Source organism: Bradyrhizobium sp. USDA 4541 (genome assembly GCF_024171085.1).
Classification (GTDB): domain Bacteria; phylum Pseudomonadota; class Alphaproteobacteria; order Rhizobiales; family Xanthobacteraceae; genus Bradyrhizobium; species Bradyrhizobium australafricanum.
The window spans coordinates 2,243,042-2,260,750 of the sequence record NZ_JALJZF010000001.1 but is presented as its reverse complement, the minus strand read 5'-3'; the positions used below and the strand labels follow the sequence as shown (position 1 = coordinate 2,260,750).

General features: G+C 65.0%; 16 protein-coding genes and 1 pseudogene. 4 read left to right on the top strand and 13 right to left on the bottom strand.

The window, feature by feature from the left end:
• Window positions 1-2 precede the first annotated feature (2 nt).
• The 9 genes from pstC to J2R80_RS10470 all read right to left on the bottom strand — a co-directional run bounded on the left by pstC (window position 3) and on the right by J2R80_RS10470 (window position 8,696).
• Window positions 3-992, bottom strand: a complete 990-nt coding sequence (gene pstC, locus J2R80_RS10510; protein WP_057019452.1) for a phosphate ABC transporter permease subunit PstC — start codon at window positions 990-992, stop codon at window positions 3-5.
• A gap of 228 nt (window positions 993-1,220) precedes the next feature.
• A complete protein-coding gene (pstS, locus tag J2R80_RS10505) occupies window positions 1,221-2,231 on the bottom strand; it encodes a phosphate ABC transporter substrate-binding protein PstS (protein ID WP_076830985.1) in 1,011 nt (336 codons plus the stop codon).
• A 135-nt stretch (window positions 2,232-2,366) separates the two neighbouring features.
• A complete protein-coding gene (locus J2R80_RS10500; protein ID WP_057019526.1) occupies window positions 2,367-3,680 on the bottom strand; it encodes an ATP-binding protein in 1,314 nt (437 codons plus the stop codon).
• 84 nt (window positions 3,681-3,764) lie between these two features.
• Window positions 3,765-4,820: a lysylphosphatidylglycerol synthase domain-containing protein gene (locus tag J2R80_RS10495; protein WP_026192163.1), complete on the bottom strand. Its 1,056-nt coding sequence runs from the start codon at window positions 4,818-4,820 to the stop codon at window positions 3,765-3,767.
• A gap of 332 nt (window positions 4,821-5,152) precedes the next feature.
• Window positions 5,153-5,380 (bottom strand): SelT/SelW/SelH family protein, encoded by a 228-nt coding sequence (locus tag J2R80_RS10490; RefSeq protein WP_253638520.1) that lies wholly within the window; start codon window positions 5,378-5,380, stop codon window positions 5,153-5,155.
• A gap of 19 nt (window positions 5,381-5,399) precedes the next feature.
• Entirely contained in the window at window positions 5,400-6,308 is a 909-nt protein-coding gene (locus J2R80_RS10485) for a haloalkane dehalogenase (protein ID WP_141339765.1), read from the bottom strand.
• Window positions 6,305-6,895: a TetR/AcrR family transcriptional regulator gene (locus J2R80_RS10480; protein ID WP_253588714.1), complete on the bottom strand. Its 591-nt coding sequence runs from the start codon at window positions 6,893-6,895 to the stop codon at window positions 6,305-6,307. The genes J2R80_RS10485 and J2R80_RS10480 overlap by 4 nt, the downstream gene beginning before the upstream one ends.
• Window positions 6,896-7,002: 107 nt before the next feature.
• The gene (locus tag J2R80_RS10475; protein WP_057019456.1) at window positions 7,003-7,299 is read right to left on the bottom strand and encodes a hypothetical protein; all 297 of its coding nucleotides are present in this window, start codon (window positions 7,297-7,299) and stop codon (window positions 7,003-7,005) included.
• A 2-nt stretch (window positions 7,300-7,301) separates the two neighbouring features.
• Window positions 7,302-8,696, bottom strand: coding sequence for an OmpA family protein (locus tag J2R80_RS10470; protein WP_057019457.1), 1,395 nt, complete (start codon window positions 8,694-8,696; stop codon window positions 7,302-7,304).
• A gap of 169 nt (window positions 8,697-8,865) precedes the next feature.
• On the opposite strand from J2R80_RS10470, the gene J2R80_RS10465 reads away from it, so the two are divergent.
• From J2R80_RS10465 to J2R80_RS10450, 4 genes and pseudogenes are all read left to right on the top strand, one after another.
• Window positions 8,866-9,924, top strand: a complete 1,059-nt coding sequence (locus J2R80_RS10465; RefSeq protein ID WP_141339768.1) for a polysaccharide deacetylase family protein — start codon at window positions 8,866-8,868, stop codon at window positions 9,922-9,924.
• 169 nt (window positions 9,925-10,093) lie between these two features.
• On the top strand, window positions 10,094-10,894 hold the full coding sequence (locus J2R80_RS10460) for an SDR family oxidoreductase (RefSeq protein WP_168858689.1): 801 nt from the start codon (window positions 10,094-10,096) through the stop codon (window positions 10,892-10,894).
• Between the two features lie 138 nt (window positions 10,895-11,032).
• Window positions 11,033-11,341 carry a type II toxin-antitoxin system RelB/DinJ family antitoxin gene (locus J2R80_RS10455; protein ID WP_229191274.1) on the top strand — a complete coding sequence of 103 codons (309 nt, stop codon included), beginning with the start codon at window positions 11,033-11,035 and terminating at the stop codon, window positions 11,339-11,341.
• Window positions 11,338-11,630, top strand: a pseudogene (locus tag J2R80_RS10450) (type II toxin-antitoxin system RelE/ParE family toxin). The gene J2R80_RS10455 and the pseudogene J2R80_RS10450 overlap by 4 nt, the downstream one beginning before the upstream one ends.
• A gap of 201 nt (window positions 11,631-11,831) precedes the next feature.
• On the opposite strand, the gene boxB reads toward J2R80_RS10450, so the two are convergent.
• The 4 genes from boxB to J2R80_RS10430 form a co-directional block, all read right to left on the bottom strand.
• Window positions 11,832-13,268, bottom strand: a complete 1,437-nt coding sequence (boxB, locus tag J2R80_RS10445) for a benzoyl-CoA 2,3-epoxidase subunit BoxB (protein WP_200844636.1) — start codon at window positions 13,266-13,268, stop codon at window positions 11,832-11,834.
• 21 nt (window positions 13,269-13,289) lie between these two features.
• Window positions 13,290-14,978, bottom strand: coding sequence for a 2,3-epoxybenzoyl-CoA dihydrolase (gene boxC / locus J2R80_RS10440; RefSeq protein WP_057019461.1), 1,689 nt, complete (start codon window positions 14,976-14,978; stop codon window positions 13,290-13,292).
• A gap of 176 nt (window positions 14,979-15,154) precedes the next feature.
• Window positions 15,155-15,964: an alpha/beta fold hydrolase gene (locus J2R80_RS10435; protein ID WP_253588711.1), complete on the bottom strand. Its 810-nt coding sequence runs from the start codon at window positions 15,962-15,964 to the stop codon at window positions 15,155-15,157.
• A gap of 164 nt (window positions 15,965-16,128) precedes the next feature.
• Window positions 16,129-17,661 carry a benzoate-CoA ligase family protein gene (locus tag J2R80_RS10430; RefSeq protein ID WP_057019463.1) on the bottom strand — a complete coding sequence of 511 codons (1,533 nt, stop codon included), beginning with the start codon at window positions 17,659-17,661 and terminating at the stop codon, window positions 16,129-16,131.
• Between the last annotated feature and the right edge of the window lie 48 nt (window positions 17,662-17,709).

The window sequence follows — 17,709 nt, the reverse complement described above, 5'->3', positions numbered from 1 at the left end:
CGTTACTTCCCCGCCTTCTTTTCAAGCCGCATCAGCATCAGCCGCGCGCCGGCGAGCACGAAGAAGGTCAGCACGAACAACAGCAGGCCGAGCAGGATCAGGCCGGACTGGTGCAGGCCGTCGCTCTCGGCGAATTCGCTGGCGATCGCCGCCGAGATCGTGGTGCCCGGCGCGAAGATCGACGACGAGATCCGGAACGAGTTGCCGATGATGAAGGTCACCGCCATGGTCTCGCCGAGGGCGCGGCCGAGCGCCAGCATGATGCCGCCGATCACGCCGACGCGGGTGTAGGGGATCACGACGCTGCGAACGACTTCCCAGGTGGTGCAGCCCATGCCGTAGGCGGCCTCTTTCAGCACCGGCGGCACGGTCTTGAACACGTCGACCGAGATCGCGGTGATGAAGGGCAGCACCATGATCGCAAGGATCAGCGCGGCGTTGAACAGGCTGAGATAGGACGGCGGGCCTGCGAACACCGCGCCCAGCACCGGGACGCCCTCGAAGATCCGGATCATGAAGGGCTGGAACGTGTTGGCCAGGAACGGGCCGAGCACGAAGAAGCCCCACATGCCGTAGATGATCGAGGGGATGCCGGCGAGCAGCTCGATCGCGATGCCGATCGGGCGGCGCAGCATTTGCGGGCAGAGCTCGGTGAGGAACACGGCGATGCCGATGCCGACCGGAATGGCAATCAGCATCGCGATGACCGAGGTGATCAGCGTGCCGTAGATCGGGCCGAGCGCGCCGAGCACCGGTGGATCGGCCGAGGGCGCCCAGCGCTGCGTCCAGAGGAAGGCGAAGCCGTATTCCTTCATCGCCGGCCAGGCGCCGACGATCAGCGACAGGATGATGCCGCCGAGGATCAACAGAACCGAAATCGCCGAGATACGGGTGATCCAATAGAAGGTGAGGTCACCGAGCTTGAAGGCGCTGAGGGCCTTGGCGCGATCGTAAGGTCCCGCGGCTTCCATCACATCGCTCTGAACAGCCATGTCTGCCACGCCAATCCCCTCTTTAGTATGCAAAAGCCACGCAAACCGCTACGCCCCGAAGCGATCTTCACTGACGCATTTGGCCGGGCGTCGTCGTTCCAGCCACGCCCCTTGAGGCGCGAACCCGGCCTCGATCGCGCGCTTGTTGCCGCGGTGATGGAGACCGGGTCTTGGTCGCTCAACCTGTGCCGCGATCGAGTCGGCACAGGCCCTGTCGCAGCGTCGGACTTAGCTCTTGATGTCCGACGACCAGGTCTTCTCGATCAGCTTGACGACCGAGTCCGGCATCGGGATGTAGTCGAGCTCTTCGGCCGCCTTGTCGCCCTTCTCGAAGGCGTACTTGAAGAACTTGAGCGCTTCCTGCGAGGCCGCCTTGTCGGTCGAGTCCTTGTGCATCAGGATGAAGGTCGCCGCGGTGATCGGCCAGGAGGCTTCGCCCGGCTGGTCGGTCAGGATCACGTAGTAGCCGGGAGCCTTGGCCCAGTCGGCATTCGAGGCGGCAGCCTGGAAGGCAGCCATGGTCGGCTGCACGGTCTTGCCGGCCTTGTTGACCAGCCCGGTGTAGGTCAGCTTGTTCTGCTTGGCGTAGGCATACTCGACATAGCCGATAGCGTTCTTGGTCTGGCTGATGTTGCCGGCAACGCCTTCGTTGCCCTTGGCGCCGACGCCGACCGGCCACTCGACCGCGGTGCCGGAACCGACCTTGGACTTCCAGTCGGCGTTCGACTTGGAGAGATAGTCGGTGAAGTTGAAGGTGGTGCCCGAACCGTCCGAACGGCGCACGACGGTGATGGCATCGCCCGGCAGGGTCAGCTTCGGATTGAGTTTGGCGATCGCCGCGTCATTCCACTTGGTGATCTTGCCGAGATAGATGTCGCCGAGCACTTCGCCCGACAGGATCAGGTCACCCGGCTTGATGCCTTCGAGGTTCACGACCGGGACGATCGCACCCATCACCATCGGCCACTGCACGAGGCCGTCCTTCTCGAGTTGCTCGTGCTTGAGCGGCGCGTCGGTGGCGCCGAAGGTCACGGTCTTGGCCTGGATCTGCTTGATGCCGGCGCCGGAGCCGATCGACTGGTAGTTCAGACCGTTGCCGGTCTCCTTTTTGTAGGCGTCAGCCCACTTCGAATAGATCGGGAACGGAAACGTCGCGCCCGCGCCGGTAATATCGGCAGCGAAGGCCGACGTCGAAGCGGCGATCACGCCGGCTGCGACGATTGCTTTGATGAAATTCATGGGTGGTCTCCATCCAGTGAGCGAAGCGCCGAATGCGCCCGATCGCGCTCACGCCGGTCCATCTAGGAGCGGTCGGTGCTGCTTTTACGAAGGTTGGATGACAGTTGGATGACAGTACTAAGCTTCTGAAAACGCTTAGCTTTGAGTTGGCAACGGCGTCTTCGGCCGGGGAAAACAGGCGGTAAAAGTGGCCCCGTTCTTCGGCACGCTCTCGATCAAAAGACGCCCGCGATGACGGTTAAGAATATGTTTCACCAACGATAATCCGAGGCCCGTTCCGCCCTGGTTGCGGCTGTCGCCGACGTCGACCCGGTAGAAGCGCTCGGTCAGCCGCGGCAGGTGCTCGGGGGCGATGCCGGGGCCGAAATCCCGTACCATGACACGGATTTCGGGGGCCCCTTCGCCCGATGCACCCGAAACGGCCTGATTCAGCGACACTATGACGCGCCCCCCGGAGGCGCCGTATTTGAGGGCATTCTCGATCAGGTTCTCGAACAGGCGGAGCAGTTCCTCGCGGTCGCCGGCGATCATGACCGGAGCCTGAGGCAGGTCGACCTCGATCTCGACCTGGCGCTCGCTGGCCAGTGCCTCGAGCCCGTCGGCGACCTGGCGGATGATCGGCACGATGTCGATCGAGGCCTCGGGCCGCACATGGGCCGACAACTCGACCCGCGACAGCGACAGCAAATCGTCGATCAGCCGCGCCATGCGGGTCGCCTGGGTGTGCATGATGCCGAGGAAGCGCTCGCGCGCCCGCGCGTCCTCGCGCGCCGGCCCCTGCAGCGTGTCGATGAAGCCGGACAAGGCGGCGAGCGGCGTGCGCAGCTCGTGGCTGGCATTGGCGACGAAGTCGGCTCGCATCTCCTCGACCCGGCGCAGCGGCGTCAGGTCGTGGAAGGTCATCAGCATGCACTTCTCGGTGCCGCCGAACTGGGTCGGCACCGGCACCGGCGTGATCACCAGTTCCATCCAGCGATCGACCGGAACGTGGTCGGTGTAGGTGGCGCGGCGTGGCTCGGTGGTCGCGATCGCCTCGCGCAGCGCGGTGATGATCTCCGGCGAGCGCAGGGCAAATTGCGCCAGTTCGTTCTTGCGCAGCGCAGGCGCGAGCTGCGCCGCTGCGGCGTTGAGATGGATGACGCGGCCGGCGCGATCGAGCAATACGGCCGGATCCGGCATGCCGGCGACGACCGCGCTGACGGCGGCGGCCTCGACCGGATTGACGCCGCGGACATCCTCGCGCGAGGTTCCGGCATCATGCAGCCGCCACGGCACCAGCGCCGCGGCCGCGATGCAGACGAACACGGCGCAGGCGCGCACCAGCGACAATTCGCCGAGCGCGACCACCACGCTCAAGGCCAGCGCTGCGGCAAGCAGGATCAGCGCGGAGTGGCGCAACCGGTCGGGCCAGGGCGAGAAGATGGAGGAATGCGAATCGTCAATTGCCATCGCGGCGGCTTTCATCCCGTCGGTTCATGTCTCGCCCAGGCGCGGTCATAGCGACCTTCCCTCGGGAGGCATCGGGCCGCTTCATCAGACCCCGGAGTCACCGCGCTTGCGAACCAGAACCGCCTCATGGTGCGGCTCGGCGCGGGGACCCGAATCAGCCTGCGGCAGCCGTTTGAGTCGGGCGCCGACAATAACCTCCCGAAACGTCAGCAAGATTACAGATATGACGAACGGCGCAATATAGTAGAGCAGCCGGAACAGCAGCATACCGCCGAGCAGGTCCTCGCGGTCCATCTGCCAGAGGCCGACCAGCATAGCGGCGTCGAACACCCCGAGGCCGCCGGGGGAGTGGCTGGCGAAGCCGAGCAGGGTCGCCGACACGAAGATGACGGCGACCACGACGAAGCCGAGATTTGGCTCGTCCGGCACCAGCACGTACATCGCCAGCGCGCAGAAGCCGAGGTCGAGGATGCCGATCGCGATCTGCAGCAGCGTCAGCGGGCCACCCGGCAGGGTCACCGTCCAGGGGCCGCGGCCGACCACCCGCGGCTGGGTCCAGACCCAGACCACATAGGCGACCAGCGCGGTGATGATCGCGAATGCCAGCGCCCGGTTGAGCCAGGGCGGCAGCTGGTCGATGTTGGCGGCGGCCTCGGGGTGGTAGGCGATGCCGAGCCCGAGCACCGCGGCATTGCCGAGCCAGAAGGTGAGCCCGGCGAGAAAGCAGATCTTGGCGACGTCGATCGCGTTCAACCCCCACGCCGAATAGATCCGGTAGCGCACCGCGCCGCCGGTGAAGACGCTGGCGCCGACATTGTGGCCGATCGAATAGGAGGTGAAGGCCGCGAGCGCGTTGATGCGATAGGGCACATGGGCGTGGCCGATCGCGCGCACCGCGAACAGATCGTAGAAGGTCAACGTGAAGTAACCCGCCGCGACGAACAGTCCCGCCAGGGCAATCTGCCGCGGCTCGGTGCTCTTGATGGCCTCGAGCACCTCGTTGGTGTCGATGCCGCGCAGCATGTGATAAAGGACGTAGCAGGCGATGCCGATGACGGCGATGCTGATGACAACACCCAGCCGATGCAGGATTTGCTTCTGGCGCAGAAACGCCATCGCCCTGCGTATTGCTTCCAGCATCTAGACCTCGAATTGCGATCCCGCGACGACGGCTCCCGGGCGATCTCCACCGGCGCTTCGCTGTGCCCTGGCCCGTGTAGCGCGTTTTAAACCGGAGTGGAATTCGTCAAAAGACAATAAAACGCGCATCTTCAAGATATTACGGATGATTCATGACAGCGGGTGCACAAATATGCGCGTTTCCCGCCGCCTTCGACAAGACTTGACATGCGCGTGCGGCAGTTAGCCCGCCGAACGGTCCGCAAGGCCATCCGGAAAACTACGGTGAAGTACCGGCACGGCCGAATAGAGAATGATCTTCCGGTACCCGCCGGGAGGCGCTCCGCCGATCATCAATCCCGCGCGGCCGTGACCGCGGCGACGATCTCGGCGGCATCGGGAAAATGTCCCTTCGTGCGCCTGGCGACAACCTCGTCGCCGAGCTTGACCTGGAAGATGCCGCCCTTGCCGGGGATCAGCGTCGCATCGACGCCGAGGCGCTCGCGCAACAGCGCCGCGGCCTCTTTGGCACGCTTCTCGTAGCCGCACGGCCGGCAATAGGTGATCGAGACATCCCTCATGTCACGCGCTCCGTGCCCCTCATGCGGCGTGGCGCTGCGCGGAGGCAGCCTCGACGCCGGCGATCCAGCCGGCCACAGAGCGGCCGATCGCCTCCGGATGATCCTCCTGCAGATAGTGCGCGCCCGCACCGAGTTGAATGACCGCGCAATGCTTGAGCGTCTTGGCGAATTCGGCGGCAAAGGCCGGTGACACCAGCGCCCCGGGCGTCGCCGCGAACAGCAGCTTCGGATAGGTCGATGCCGCGAGCGCCGCATGCGCCACCGTGAGCGCCTCGGCGACATCGGCCGGCTCGCCGGCGATCGGCAGCTCGCGCGGCAGCATCAAGGTCGGCTTGCGGCTCTCTCGCGTCGCAAACGGCGCGCGGTAGGCAGCCATCTCCTCGTCGCTGAGCGTGCGCAGGATCGAGCCGGGCAGCACGCGTTCGACGAACGCATTGTTGTCGAGGATCATCGCTTCGCCCTCGCCCGGCGTGCGGAATTTCCGGAACGTCTCCCGCGCGGCGTCGTGCTGGTGGAAGTCCGACCAATCGCGCATCGGGCGGATGAACTCCATGAAGGCGAGCCCGCGCACCAGTTGCGGACGGCGTGCCGCGAGGTGGAAGGCGAGCGCCGTGCCCCAATCCTGGGCGACGAGATAGGCCGAGGCAATGCCCAGCTCGTCGATCAGCGCATCGAGATAGTCCGCCTGGTCGAAGAAGCGATAGCCGATGTCGGGTTTGCCGGACTGGCCGTAGCCGATCAGGTCGGGCGCGATGCAGTGCCCGACGGGGGCGACCAGCGGCATGATGTTGCGCCAGATGTAGGACGACGTCGGATTGCCGTGCAGGAACAGCACGTGCGGCGCGTCGCTACGGCCGGTCTCGCGATAGGCCATCGTAGACCCAAGCACGGCGCGATGATGCAGGCTGATATCGGGGGATCTGGTCATGGCAACTCCTTGAACACGGTTTGGAATGCGATCGTCTTGAAACGCGTCAGCGCCGCTTCGCTGCGTTCGACCTTCATGCGCAGCATCGCGCCCTGCCAGGATGCGAGCAGGAAATCGGCCAGCTGATCGGGATCGAAGTCGGAGGCGATCTCGCCGGTGGCCTGAGCCTCGGCGATGCAGGTCGCAAACGGCGCGCGCCATTCCCGGAAGATGTCGTCGAGCTGCTCGCGCAGCATCTCGCTCGAGCCCGACGCCTCGAGGCTGAAATCGCCGATCAGGCAGCCGCGGGTGAAGCCGTCATGCGCGAGCTTGCCGGTGATCAGATCGAGATAGCTCCTCAGCCTTTCGCGCGGCGTCAGCGTCGTGTCGCCCAGCGCTTCGGCAACGAGGCCGCGCACATAGACGAAGTAGCGGTCCAGCACCTCGGATGCGAACAGCTCCTTCGAGCGGAAATGGTTGGTGAAGGAGCCCTGCGGCGCGCCGGCGGCGGCGGTGACGTCGCGCACGCTGGTGCCGTGATAGCCGGTCCGGAACATTTCCTTCAGGCCGGCGTCGAGGATGGCATCGCGGAGAGAGGGTTTTGGCATGGACAGAATTTAATACGTACGTACGTATTGATGTCAAGCGCTAAAACGAATGCAGTTCGCCCTGCGCTTGGCGACGCCGCTCAGGCCTGTCGGATCAGGGATTGAGGTCAGCTCGCGGGCTTGCTGCGCGAAACCACCCAGTCGCGCAGCCAGGAGCCGATCGCGCAGCCGACGAGATAGAGCGCGAACATCACCAGGAAGAGATCGAGCCAATAGCCGAAGCGGCCGGGCACGATCCGCGCGAACGACGCCGCCACCAGCGCGGCGGCGAGCAGCGCCAGCCAGCGCATCCAGACCTTCGAGACGCCCCGCGCCCGATGCACCACCGCGATCCAGCCCATGCAAAAGCCGAGCAGCGCCGCGCCGAGCAGCCAACCCCAGAAGAATGTCGCGAGCACGGTCATCGCTACTTCACCACGAATTCGATGCGGCGGTTCTGCGCCTTGCCGTCTTCACTCTCGTTGCCGGCCAGCGGCTGCGTGCTGCCATAGCCGATCGGCGTGAAGCGGCTGGCAGGCAGCCCGGCGCGCACGAGGTAATCCACCACGGCCTGCGCGCGGCGTTCCGACAGTGCCTGGTTGGCGGCCTCCTCGCCGTCGCTGTCGGTATGGCCGGCGATCTCGATCGTCGCATTGGGGCAGCGCAACGCGGTCTCGATCAGGCGGTCGAGCAGGCCGGCGGAATCCGGCACGATGTCGGCCTTGCCGGACTCGAAGCGGATCTTGCCCTTCGAGAGAATTTCGGAAAACAGCTGCTGGCACACCGTGGGATCGACCGGGGCAGCCGCCGGCTTGACCGTGACCTCGGCCTTGTACTGCCAGCCCTGCGGAAAATCCTTGCCGAGCCCGTCGCGGATCTGGCCGGCGGCAGCATCGTAGAGCGCATCGCCCGACAGCTTCACCTCGCGGTCCGATACCACCAGCGTTCCGGTCGATAGCCGCGACAGCGCGCCGAGCGCGGGCACCACCGCGGCCGCGAAACCCGACGGCGCGCCGATGCTGGCCTTGAGATTGTCGACCACCTTCTCGCTGAAGAACTTGCGGCCGGCGGCGGCGACCAGCGCGGCATGCACGTTGTTGTCGGGCACGTAGCCGGTCAGCGTCAGCGTCACCGCAACCGGGTCCTTGTAGGCCTGGAACACGTAAGGCGGCGCCTTGATGTCGTTGGCGGCGATCGAATAGCCTTCCGGCAGGTTCTTCAGCGCCGCGGCGACCGCTTCGCGTCCGCCGAGCTCGCGCGCCATGCCGGCGAGGGCAACCTTGCTGTCGGTGAGCGTGATCTTGCCTTCCTTCAGCTTGCCGATCTGGTCGAGCAACAGCAGCGCCGCCGCGTCGAACCGCAGCGGCGCGCCGCGGGCGAGCACCATCTGATCCACCACCTCGACGCCGCCGAGACCGGCCTTCGCGGCCTCGGTCAACTTGCCCTTGCTCGACGGCAGCGGCGCATTGCCACCGAGCGTGACCCGCACCACGTCGCGTTCGGCGGACCAGACAAAGGGCTTGGCTTCGGGAACAAGGCGGGTCTCGTCGTTGACCAGCCGCACGCCGGGCACGGCTTCGACCGACGCCACCGCGCTGAGGCGGCCGTCTTCGGAGAAGGCGTTGGCCGCGAACGTCACGTCGCGGCCGTCGACGCTGATGCGGCGCTTGTCGAGGACTGTGTCCTTCAGTGCGGCATTGGAGCGCGCGGCAAGGTCCGCTTCGACCGTTGTGGTGCTCGTCCAGGCCGCGATACCCCAAAGCACGACCAGTGGAATCACCCCCGGCCACCACTTGCTACTCCACTTGAAAAGTCCGTGCATTCAGCGTCCTGCGGGGTCGGGAACCAGAGAGAAAACAAACCCTTGGCTGACTGTCAAACCCCAAATGACGCGCCATGGCGGGGGCGCCATGTCGGACCGGGATAACAGTTTCTTCAGTGGTCTTTCGCTAAGTTTGCCGCGGAATGCAAATCGGCCGGCCCGCGCCCACATGAAACAACTCCGCAACACCGTGATCCGTGCCGGCATGGAGGCGTTGTATTTCTCGGGTGCGCATATCCTGCTGCGGCCGATCTTCGCCGGCGTCGGCGCCATCTTCATGCTGCACCACGTCCGCCCGCGGCGCGGCGACGCGTTCCAGCCGAACCATCATCTCGAGGTCACGCCGGATTTCCTGCGCGCGATGCTGACGCATCTGCGCGCGCTCGACGTCGACGTAATCAGCATCGACGAGGCGCATCGCCGTCTCGCCGAACGGAATTTCGCGCGGCGCTTCGCCTGCTTTACCTTCGACGACGGCTATCGCGACAACCGCGATTTCGCGCTGCCCGTGATGCGCGAGTTCGGCGCCCCGTTCACGGTCTATGTCGCGAGCGATTTCGCCGAGGGCTGCGGCAGATTGTGGTGGATCGCACTGGAGCGGGTGATCGCGGCGGCGTCCGCGATCGAGGTGCCGATCGACGGCACCATGACGCGGATCGACACCGCGACAGCGCAGGCCAAGCGGACTGCCTTCGGCCGCATCCACGACTGGCTGCGTTCACTGCCCGGCGAGCAGGCGATGCAGGCCGAGATATCCGCGCTGTGCGCCCGTCACGGGGTCGACGAGACCGGCATCGCGCGCGAGCTCTGCATGTCCTGGGACGAGTTGCGCGGCTTCGCCGAGGATCCGCTGGTGACGATCGGCGCGCACACCATCACCCATTGCAATCTCGCCAAGCAGAGCGAGACCATCGCATCGTTCGAGCTCGCGACCAGCCGGGCGCGGATCGAGGATGCGCTGCAGCGGCCGGCATTGCATCTCGCCTATCCCTATGGCGACCGGATCGCCGCCGGGCAGCGTGAATTCGCCCTCGCCCGGTCGATCGGCTTTCGGACCGCGGTGACGACGCGGCCCGGCATGCTGTTTCCCGAAAGCGCCGACCATCTGACCGCCTTGCAGCGGGTCTCGCTGAACGGCAATTACCAGGACGCGCGCCTGCTGCCGGTGCTGACATCAGGCGCCGCTACAGCGGTGTGGAACGGCTTTCGCCGCATCGACGCGGCGTAAGCTACTCTTCGTAGCCCGGATGCAGCGAAGCGTAATCCGGGGCCGTCGCATCCGCGGATAGCATTTTCCCGGATTTCGCTTCACTGCATCCGGGCTACCGATCCCTTCCCTCTCCTTGACTCGCTCCCCGGGCGCGCCCAGAACCACTGGCAACGCAAAGGAGGAGCGCATGTTCAAGGATCTGTTCTCGCTGAAAGGCCGCGTCGCATTGGTGACCGGGGGATCGCGCGGCATCGGCAAGATGATCGCGGCCGGCTTCCTCGCGCAGGGTGCCGCCAGGGTCTACATCACCGCGCGCAAGGCAGGTCCCTGCGAGGCGACCGCCCAGGAGCTGTCCGCCGCCTATGACGGCGAATGCATCGCGCTGCCGATCGACATCTCGACCGTCGAGGGCTGCGAGAAGCTCGCGGGCGAGATCATCAAGCGCGAGCCGAAGCTCGACATCCTCGTCAACAATGCCGGCGCGGCCTGGGGCGCGGATTTCGACGAATTTCCGGAGAGCGGCTGGGACAAGGTGATGAACCTCAACGTCAAGTCGATCTTCTTCCTGACCAAGGCGCTGGCCAAGCCGCTGCGTGCGGCGGCGACGCACGACAGGCCGGGCAAGGTGATCAACATTGCCTCGATCGACGGCATCTTCGTCAACCCGATGGAGACCTATTCCTATGCCGCCAGCAAGGCTGCGGTGATCCATCTGACGCGCCGCATGGCGACACGCCTGATCAAGGACAACATCAACGTCACCGCGATCGCACCGGGCGCCTTCAAGTCGGACATGAACCGCGCCGCGCGCGACCACGCCGACGAAGTCGCCAAGCGCGTGCCGGCGAAGCGCGTCGGTACCGACGAGGACATGGCGGGCACCGCGATCTACCTCGCCTCGCGCGCCGGCGACTATGTCGTGGGCAACACCATCGCGGTCGATGGCGGCGTGGTCTACGCGACCGCGGGGCTGGAGATCGCGGGCTAAGCAGCCGCGCGACCGACCTACGGCAACGGCTCCGCCGAAGGGCGGGGCCGTTTTCGTCGCTGGCTCACCTGCTTCCATAGGGCTGTGGGCGCTTGTCATTCAAATGCATTACATTGGATGCGAGTGAAGGAGATCGCTATGGCTTCGAATGCCCTGGTCCAAACCCGCATCGATGCGGACGTAAAGGAAAAGGCCACCGAGGTTCTGGAGAACATGGGTCTCACGGTATCCGGCGCCGTGCGGATTCTGCTGACACGCACGGCCAATGAAGGAATGCTTCCACTGGAACTCGTGAGCAACAGCCAGGCTTACGACAGCTGGTTTCGCGAGAAGGTGCACCAGGCGTTGGCGGATGCCCGGCCCGGTCTCGATGATTCCGAGGTCGAAGCGCATTTCGCGCAACGCCGCGCCGCCGCGCTTCGAAAAGCGACAAGGCGTAAGCGGTGAAACTCGTCTGGTCGCGCTTCGCGTTATCCGATCGCGACGACATTTTCAGCTACATCGAGGCCGAGAATCCTCGCGCGGCGGTCCATGTTGACGAACAGATTGCCGATGCTGCGCGGCGCCTGCTCGACTTTCCTGTGGCCGGCCCGGGCGTGTTGCCGGCACGCGCGAGTTGGTCATCCCGCGCACACCTTATGTCACGGCGTACCTTGTCGACGGTGAGACTGTTCGCATCCTGCGCGTGCTTCACGGTGCGCAGATGTGGCCCGACGAACTTACAAATGACGATTGAGGCCGCGCCTCCGTACCGGCATCTGACCAAAAAGAAAGGGACGAGCCCCGGGACCTTTTCGGCTCGCCCCCTTCCTGTTCTCTCCCTGCGGAAAGAAACTGTTAGGTCACGATGCGATTTTCGCATCATGACCTATCCGTTGTTTGAGCATGATCTCTTCGGAAAACCGCTTCACACTTTTCCGGATCATGCTCGCGCCGATCAGCTCTCGATCCTCACATACTCGAAGTCGCCCGGCTTGTTGTCGATGCCGACCTTGGGCGGCGAGATCCAGGAGGCGAACTGGCCGGGTTCGGTCACCGGTTTCATCAGCGAGGCGATGAAGTCGCCGTCCGCGGTCGACGGCAGCCAGTCGTTCTTGCGCTTGGCCCAGGTGGCGTCGTCGATCAAGAGGCCATCGGGCGTCGCATGGACGTCCTTGAACTCGCCGATCTGGCGGTGGAAGGCGGTGTTCGGCACCGCGAGCTTGTAGTCGATGCCGGCGGTCGAGATCACCTTGTTCCAGCGCAGCATGCCCTTGACGCAATCCTGCGTGTAGTCGTCGCGCAGCCGCATGTTGAGCGCGGTCAGCGCCGGCTCGTCGACCATCTTGATCTGGCCGTCCACCATCTTCATGACCGGATAGGTCGAGCTCTTGAGCTGGTGGTCGTCGTCGATCGTGGTCTCCTTGTAGCGGCCCTTGATGCCGGCGTTGAAGGCATTGGCCGCGTTGGTCGACACTTCCGAGCCGAACAGGTCGAGCGACAGCGAATAATGCAGGTTCAGCTTCTTCTGGATGGTCGGCAGGTCGATCACGCCAAGCGCGCGGATCTTGGCGATGTCGTTCGGATCGATGATGCCGGCTTCCTTCATCGCATCGCAGGTGCGCTGCACGACGCGGGTGATGCCGGTCTCGCCGACGAACATGTGGTGGGCTTCCTCGGTCAGCATGAAGCGGCAGGTGCGCGACAGCGGATCGAAGCCCGACTGCGCCAGCGAGTGCAGCTGCATCTTGCCGTCGCGGTCGGTGAAGTAGGTGAACATGAAGAACGACAGCCAGTCCGGCGTCGCCTCGTTGAAGGCCCCTAACATGCGCGGGCTATCCGCGTCGCCCGAGCGGCGGCGCAACAAATCATCCGCCTCCTCGCGGCCGTCGCGGCCGAAATACTTCTGCAAGAGGTAGACCATCGCCCAGAGATGGCGGCCTTCCTCGACATTGACCTGGAACAGGTTGCGCATGTCGTAGAGCGAGGGCGCGGTCTTGCCGAGATGGCGCTGCTGCTCGACCGAGGCCGGCTCGGTGTCGCCCTGGATCACGATCAGGCGGCGCAGCATGGCGCGGTGCTCACCGGGAACTTCCTGCCAGGCCGGCTTGCCATAGTCCTCGCCGAACGGAATGACGCGGTTCTCTTCCTGCGGCGCGAGCAGGATGCCCCAGCGATATTCGGGCATCCGCACGTAGTCGAACTTGGCCCAGCCGCGCGGATCGACCGAATAGGCGGTGCGCAGATAGACCAGCGATTCCTGGAAGCCGTCCGGCCCCATGTCGCTCCACCAGTCCATGTAGCCGGGGTGCCAGCCTTCCAGCGCCTTGAGCACCTGGCGGTCCTCGGCGAGATTCACATTGTTCGGAATCTTGGTCGAGTAATCGACGTTCATGATGTTCATGGCCGTGCTCCCTTAAACTCGCGTCATGTCGAATTGCGCCTTCTGGCCGGTGCCGTAGCGGCGCAGTGCGCCGTCCTCACCGACCGCGTTCGGCCGCTGGAATATCCAGTTCTGCCACGCCGTGAGGCGGGAGAAGATCTTCGATTCCATGGTCTCCGGGCCGACGAAGCGCAGATTGGCTTCCATGCCGGTGAGACCGTCGGGCGAGAACGAGGTGCGCTCCTCGAAGAACACGCGGACCTCGTCGTCCCAGTCGATGTCGTCGAGCGCGAAGGTGACGAGACCGAGCTCCTCGGCCTCCTCCGCGTCGAGCGCCTTGCCGATCGAGCCTTGCGCGCGCTCCAGATCCGACGGATCGGCCTGGAAGCGCGATTGCAGCCGGGTCAGGCCGTGGCTCATCGGATAGGGCCCGAAATTCATCGCCGTCAGCTCGATCGCCGGCGGCGGGCGGTTGTCGCCCTGCTTCTGGCCGATCAGCATGTAGGAGCGGTCGGCGGCGAACACGAGCTCGGCCAGCGTGCCGACGAAGCAGGAGCCGGGCTCGACCAGCGTCACCAGCGTGCGCGAGGTGACGTCGATGCGCTTGAGCACGCGCTTCCAGTAATGCCTGACCTCGTTGACCAGCCAGTGCGCCTTGTTGGCCTCCAGGAACGCATCATAGGACACGACATTGGCGCGGTCGCCATGGCTCTTGAACACCAGCATCGCGATCTCGAGCTCGTTGATGCGCAGATGCAGGATCGCGTCATCGAGCTCGCGGGCGACCTGCAGCGGCCAGAACGCAGCGCCTTGCGCGATCATGCCGTCGATGTCGGCGGGCGCCGTGGTTTCCGGCGCCTTGATCGAGATGGTGGCGATGCGCGCCGCGCGATCGATGTCGACGCTGACGAAGCCATAGCGGATGGCGCTGTCGTCGATGGTGCGCGTCAGCGGCGCCAGCGCGATGCCTTTGCCGGCGCCGTTGCGCTTCGACTTCGCGGCGAATTCCTTGACGCGCTCGGCCAGCTTGCCCTCGAGCTTGGAGTTCGGCGCGATCTCGTCGACCAGGCGCCAGGAAACGGCGCGCTTGCCCTTGATGCCTTCCTCGATGGTGCAGAAGAAATCGGCATGGTCGCGGCGCACCTTGCGCTTGTCGACGACGCGCGTGAGCCCGCCGGTGCCCGGCAGCACCGCGAGCAGCGGCACTTCCGGCAGCGCGACGGCGGCAGCGCCGTCGTCGGCCATCATGATGTGGTCGGTCGCGAGCGCCAGTTCATAGCCGCCGCCGGCCGCGGTACCGTTGACGACGGTGATGAAGCTCTGCCCGGAATTCTCGCTGGAGTCTTCCAGGCCGTTGCGGGTCTCGTTGGTGAATTTGCAGAAGTTGACCTTGTGGGCATGGGTCGAGCCCGCCAGCATGCGGATGTTGGCGCCGGCGCAGAACACCCGGTTCTTGCCCGAGCGCATCACCACCACCTTGACCTCGGGATGCTCGAAGCGCAGCCGCTGCACGGCGTCGGCAAGCTCGATGTCGACGCCGAGGTCATAGGAATTGAGCTTGAGCTGGTAGCCTTCGAACAGGCCGGCGTTCTCGTCGACGTCCATGGTCAGCGTCGCGACGTCGCCCGCAGCGTCGAGCTTCCAGTGCCGGTAGCGCGACGGGTCGGTCTGGAAGTCGATGTACTTCGCCCCGCCTGCAAGGACGCGCTCGTCACCAGCCATGGGCCACCCTTATCTGTTGTCTTGCTGTTGTTCGTTTGAAGGTTCGTCGTCGAGGTCTTCATGCACAATAATGCATGTTTTTGATCTGGTCTAGTTCAAAACGCAAAAACATGCATTTTGTTTCATGTTCACGAAATTCACTCGCTCGGCCAATGACCTGGCACCGGCACCAAAGGTCAGGCCGCCAGTGCCGGGTCGTCGCGCAGCGCCGCTTTGGCGAATTCGGCGACCGCCTCGAGCGTCACCGCGGGCGCCTCGCGATGCGGCGAATGGCCGGCACCATCGATGGCCGTGACATCGACCGGGCAGTAGCACTCCTCCTGGGCGATCTCGACCTGGCGCATGGTGCCGTACTGGTCGGCCGCGCCCTGCACGATCAGCACGGGCACGCGGATATAGGCGAGATAGTCGGAGATATCCCAGTCGCGGAATGCCGGATCGAGCCAGGCGCCGTTCCAGCCATAGAAGGCGTTGTCGACGTCCTTGTGCCAGCGCGCCAGCTTCTCCTTCAGATTGGTGGTCTCATACGCCGTCTTGATCTCGGCGATCGACTTCACCGAAATGTCCTCCACGATGAAGTGCGGCGCCAGCAGCGCCAAGCCGTGCAGGCGATGGTCCTGATGCGCACCGGCATAGATCGCCGCGATCGACGCGCCGTCGGAATGACCGAGCAGCAAGCCGCGGCGGAAGCCGATCCGGTCGAGCAATTTCGGCAGCACGTCGAGTGCCTCGCGATGCATGTAGTCGACCGGACGCGGCAGCTGCGCCGGCGACGAGGCGCCATAGCCTGATCGCGAATAGACGAATACGCCGGCGCCGGTCGCCGCCTGCAGCTTCTCGGGGAAGTCGCCCCACAGCCCGACGCAGCCGAGGCCTTCATGCAGCATCACGATGGTCGGCGCCGCGTCCGGCGAGGGACCGATCATGCGGTATTCGAGATCGGCGCCGTCGATGCTGAGGAAGCCGGAGGGTTTCAAGTTTGTCATGGTAGGCCTTCCTCATCGTCGTCCCGGCGAAAGCCGGGACCCATAACCACAGGCGTTAGTTGTTGCGCAAAGCTGTTGAACAGCGCCTCTCGAAACGAAGGCCGCGGCGTATGGGTCCCGGCTCCCGTGCGCAATTGCGCACTAGGCCGGGACGACGCGGGGAGCTAGTGCTCGTGTTCCCGCAATTTGAACCGCTGGATCTTTCCGGTCGCCGTCTTCGGCAGATTGTCGACCACATCGATCCAGCGCGGATATTTCCACGGGCCGATCTTCTGCTTGACGTGCTCCTTCAGCGCCTCGTGCAGGCCGGCGACTGAACTGTCGGGCCGCAGCACGACATACGCCTTCGGCTTGAGCAGCCCTTCCGGATCGGCCTCCGGCACGACCGCCGCCTCCAGCACCGCGGGATGGGTGATCAGCGCGCTCTCGACCTCGAACGGTGACACCCAGATGCCGGAGACCTTGAACATGTCGTCGGCGCGGCCGCAGAAGGTGTAGCGGCCGTCGGCATCGCGCGTGTATTTGTCGCCGGTGCGGGTCCAGGCGCCCTCGAAGGTGGCGCGGCTCTTGGCCCGTTGATTCCAGTAGCTCTCGCCGGCCGAGGGCGCATCGACCAAGAGTTCGCCGACCTCGCCGTCCGCGACGTCGGCGCCGGCCTCATTGACCAGCCTCACCTTGTAGCCGGGCACCGGACGGCCGGACGAGCCGTATTTGATGTCGCCGGGCGCATTCGACAGGAAGATGTGCAGCAGCTCGGTCGAGCCGACGCCATCGAGGATGTCGACGCCGAACCGCGTCTTCCAGGCATTGCCGACAGATTCCGGCAGCGCCTCGCCGGCCGAGGTGCAAACGCGCAAACGGTTGCCGCCGGACTGCGCCTTGGTCGCCTCGTCGTTCAGCATCGCCGCGAACAGGGTCGGCACGCCGAAGAAGATGCTGGGATGATATTTGTTCATCAGCGCGAACATCACCGCCGGCGTCGGCCGCTCGGAGTTCAACACCGTGGTGGCGCCGACCGACATCGGGAAGGTCAGCGCATTGCCGAGCCCGTAGGCGAAGAACAGCTTGGCCGCCGACAGGCCGACATCATCCTCGCGGATCCCGAGCACCTGCTTGGCGTAGGTCTCCGCGGTCGCCGCGAGATTGGAATGCAGATGGCGCACGCCCTTCGGCATGCCGGTGGAGCCCGACGAATAGAGCCAGAATGCCGGCTCGTCGGCATGGGTCGGCGCGGTGGCGAACACGTCGCTCTCGCGCGCGATCTCATCGGACAGCTTCTTATGGCCATGCGCATCCTTGCCGGAGACCACGACATGCTCGAGGTCGGGCATGCGCGCGATGATGTCCTTCACGACCGGCAGCAGCGCTTCCGACACGAACAGCACGCGGGCGCGGCAATCACCGAGGATGTAGGCGTATTGCTCCGCGGTCAGCAGCGTGTTGAGCGGCACCGGCACCACGCCGGCGCGGATCGCGCCGAGGAACACGATCGGGAAATCGACCGTGTCCAGCATGATCATGGCGACCCGCTCTTCGCGGCGGACGCCGAGCTGGCGCAGCATGTTGCCGACGCGGCGGGTCTGCTGCTGCAACTGGCCATAGGTGATTTGCGACACCGTATCGTCGAACACGACCTTGTCGCCGCGGCCTTCATCGACGTTGCGGTCGAGCAGCCAGGAGACCGCGTTGTAAGTCATGCTCCGCTCCTCGGACCCGGACGTGCCACGCTTCCCTCTCCTGTGAAT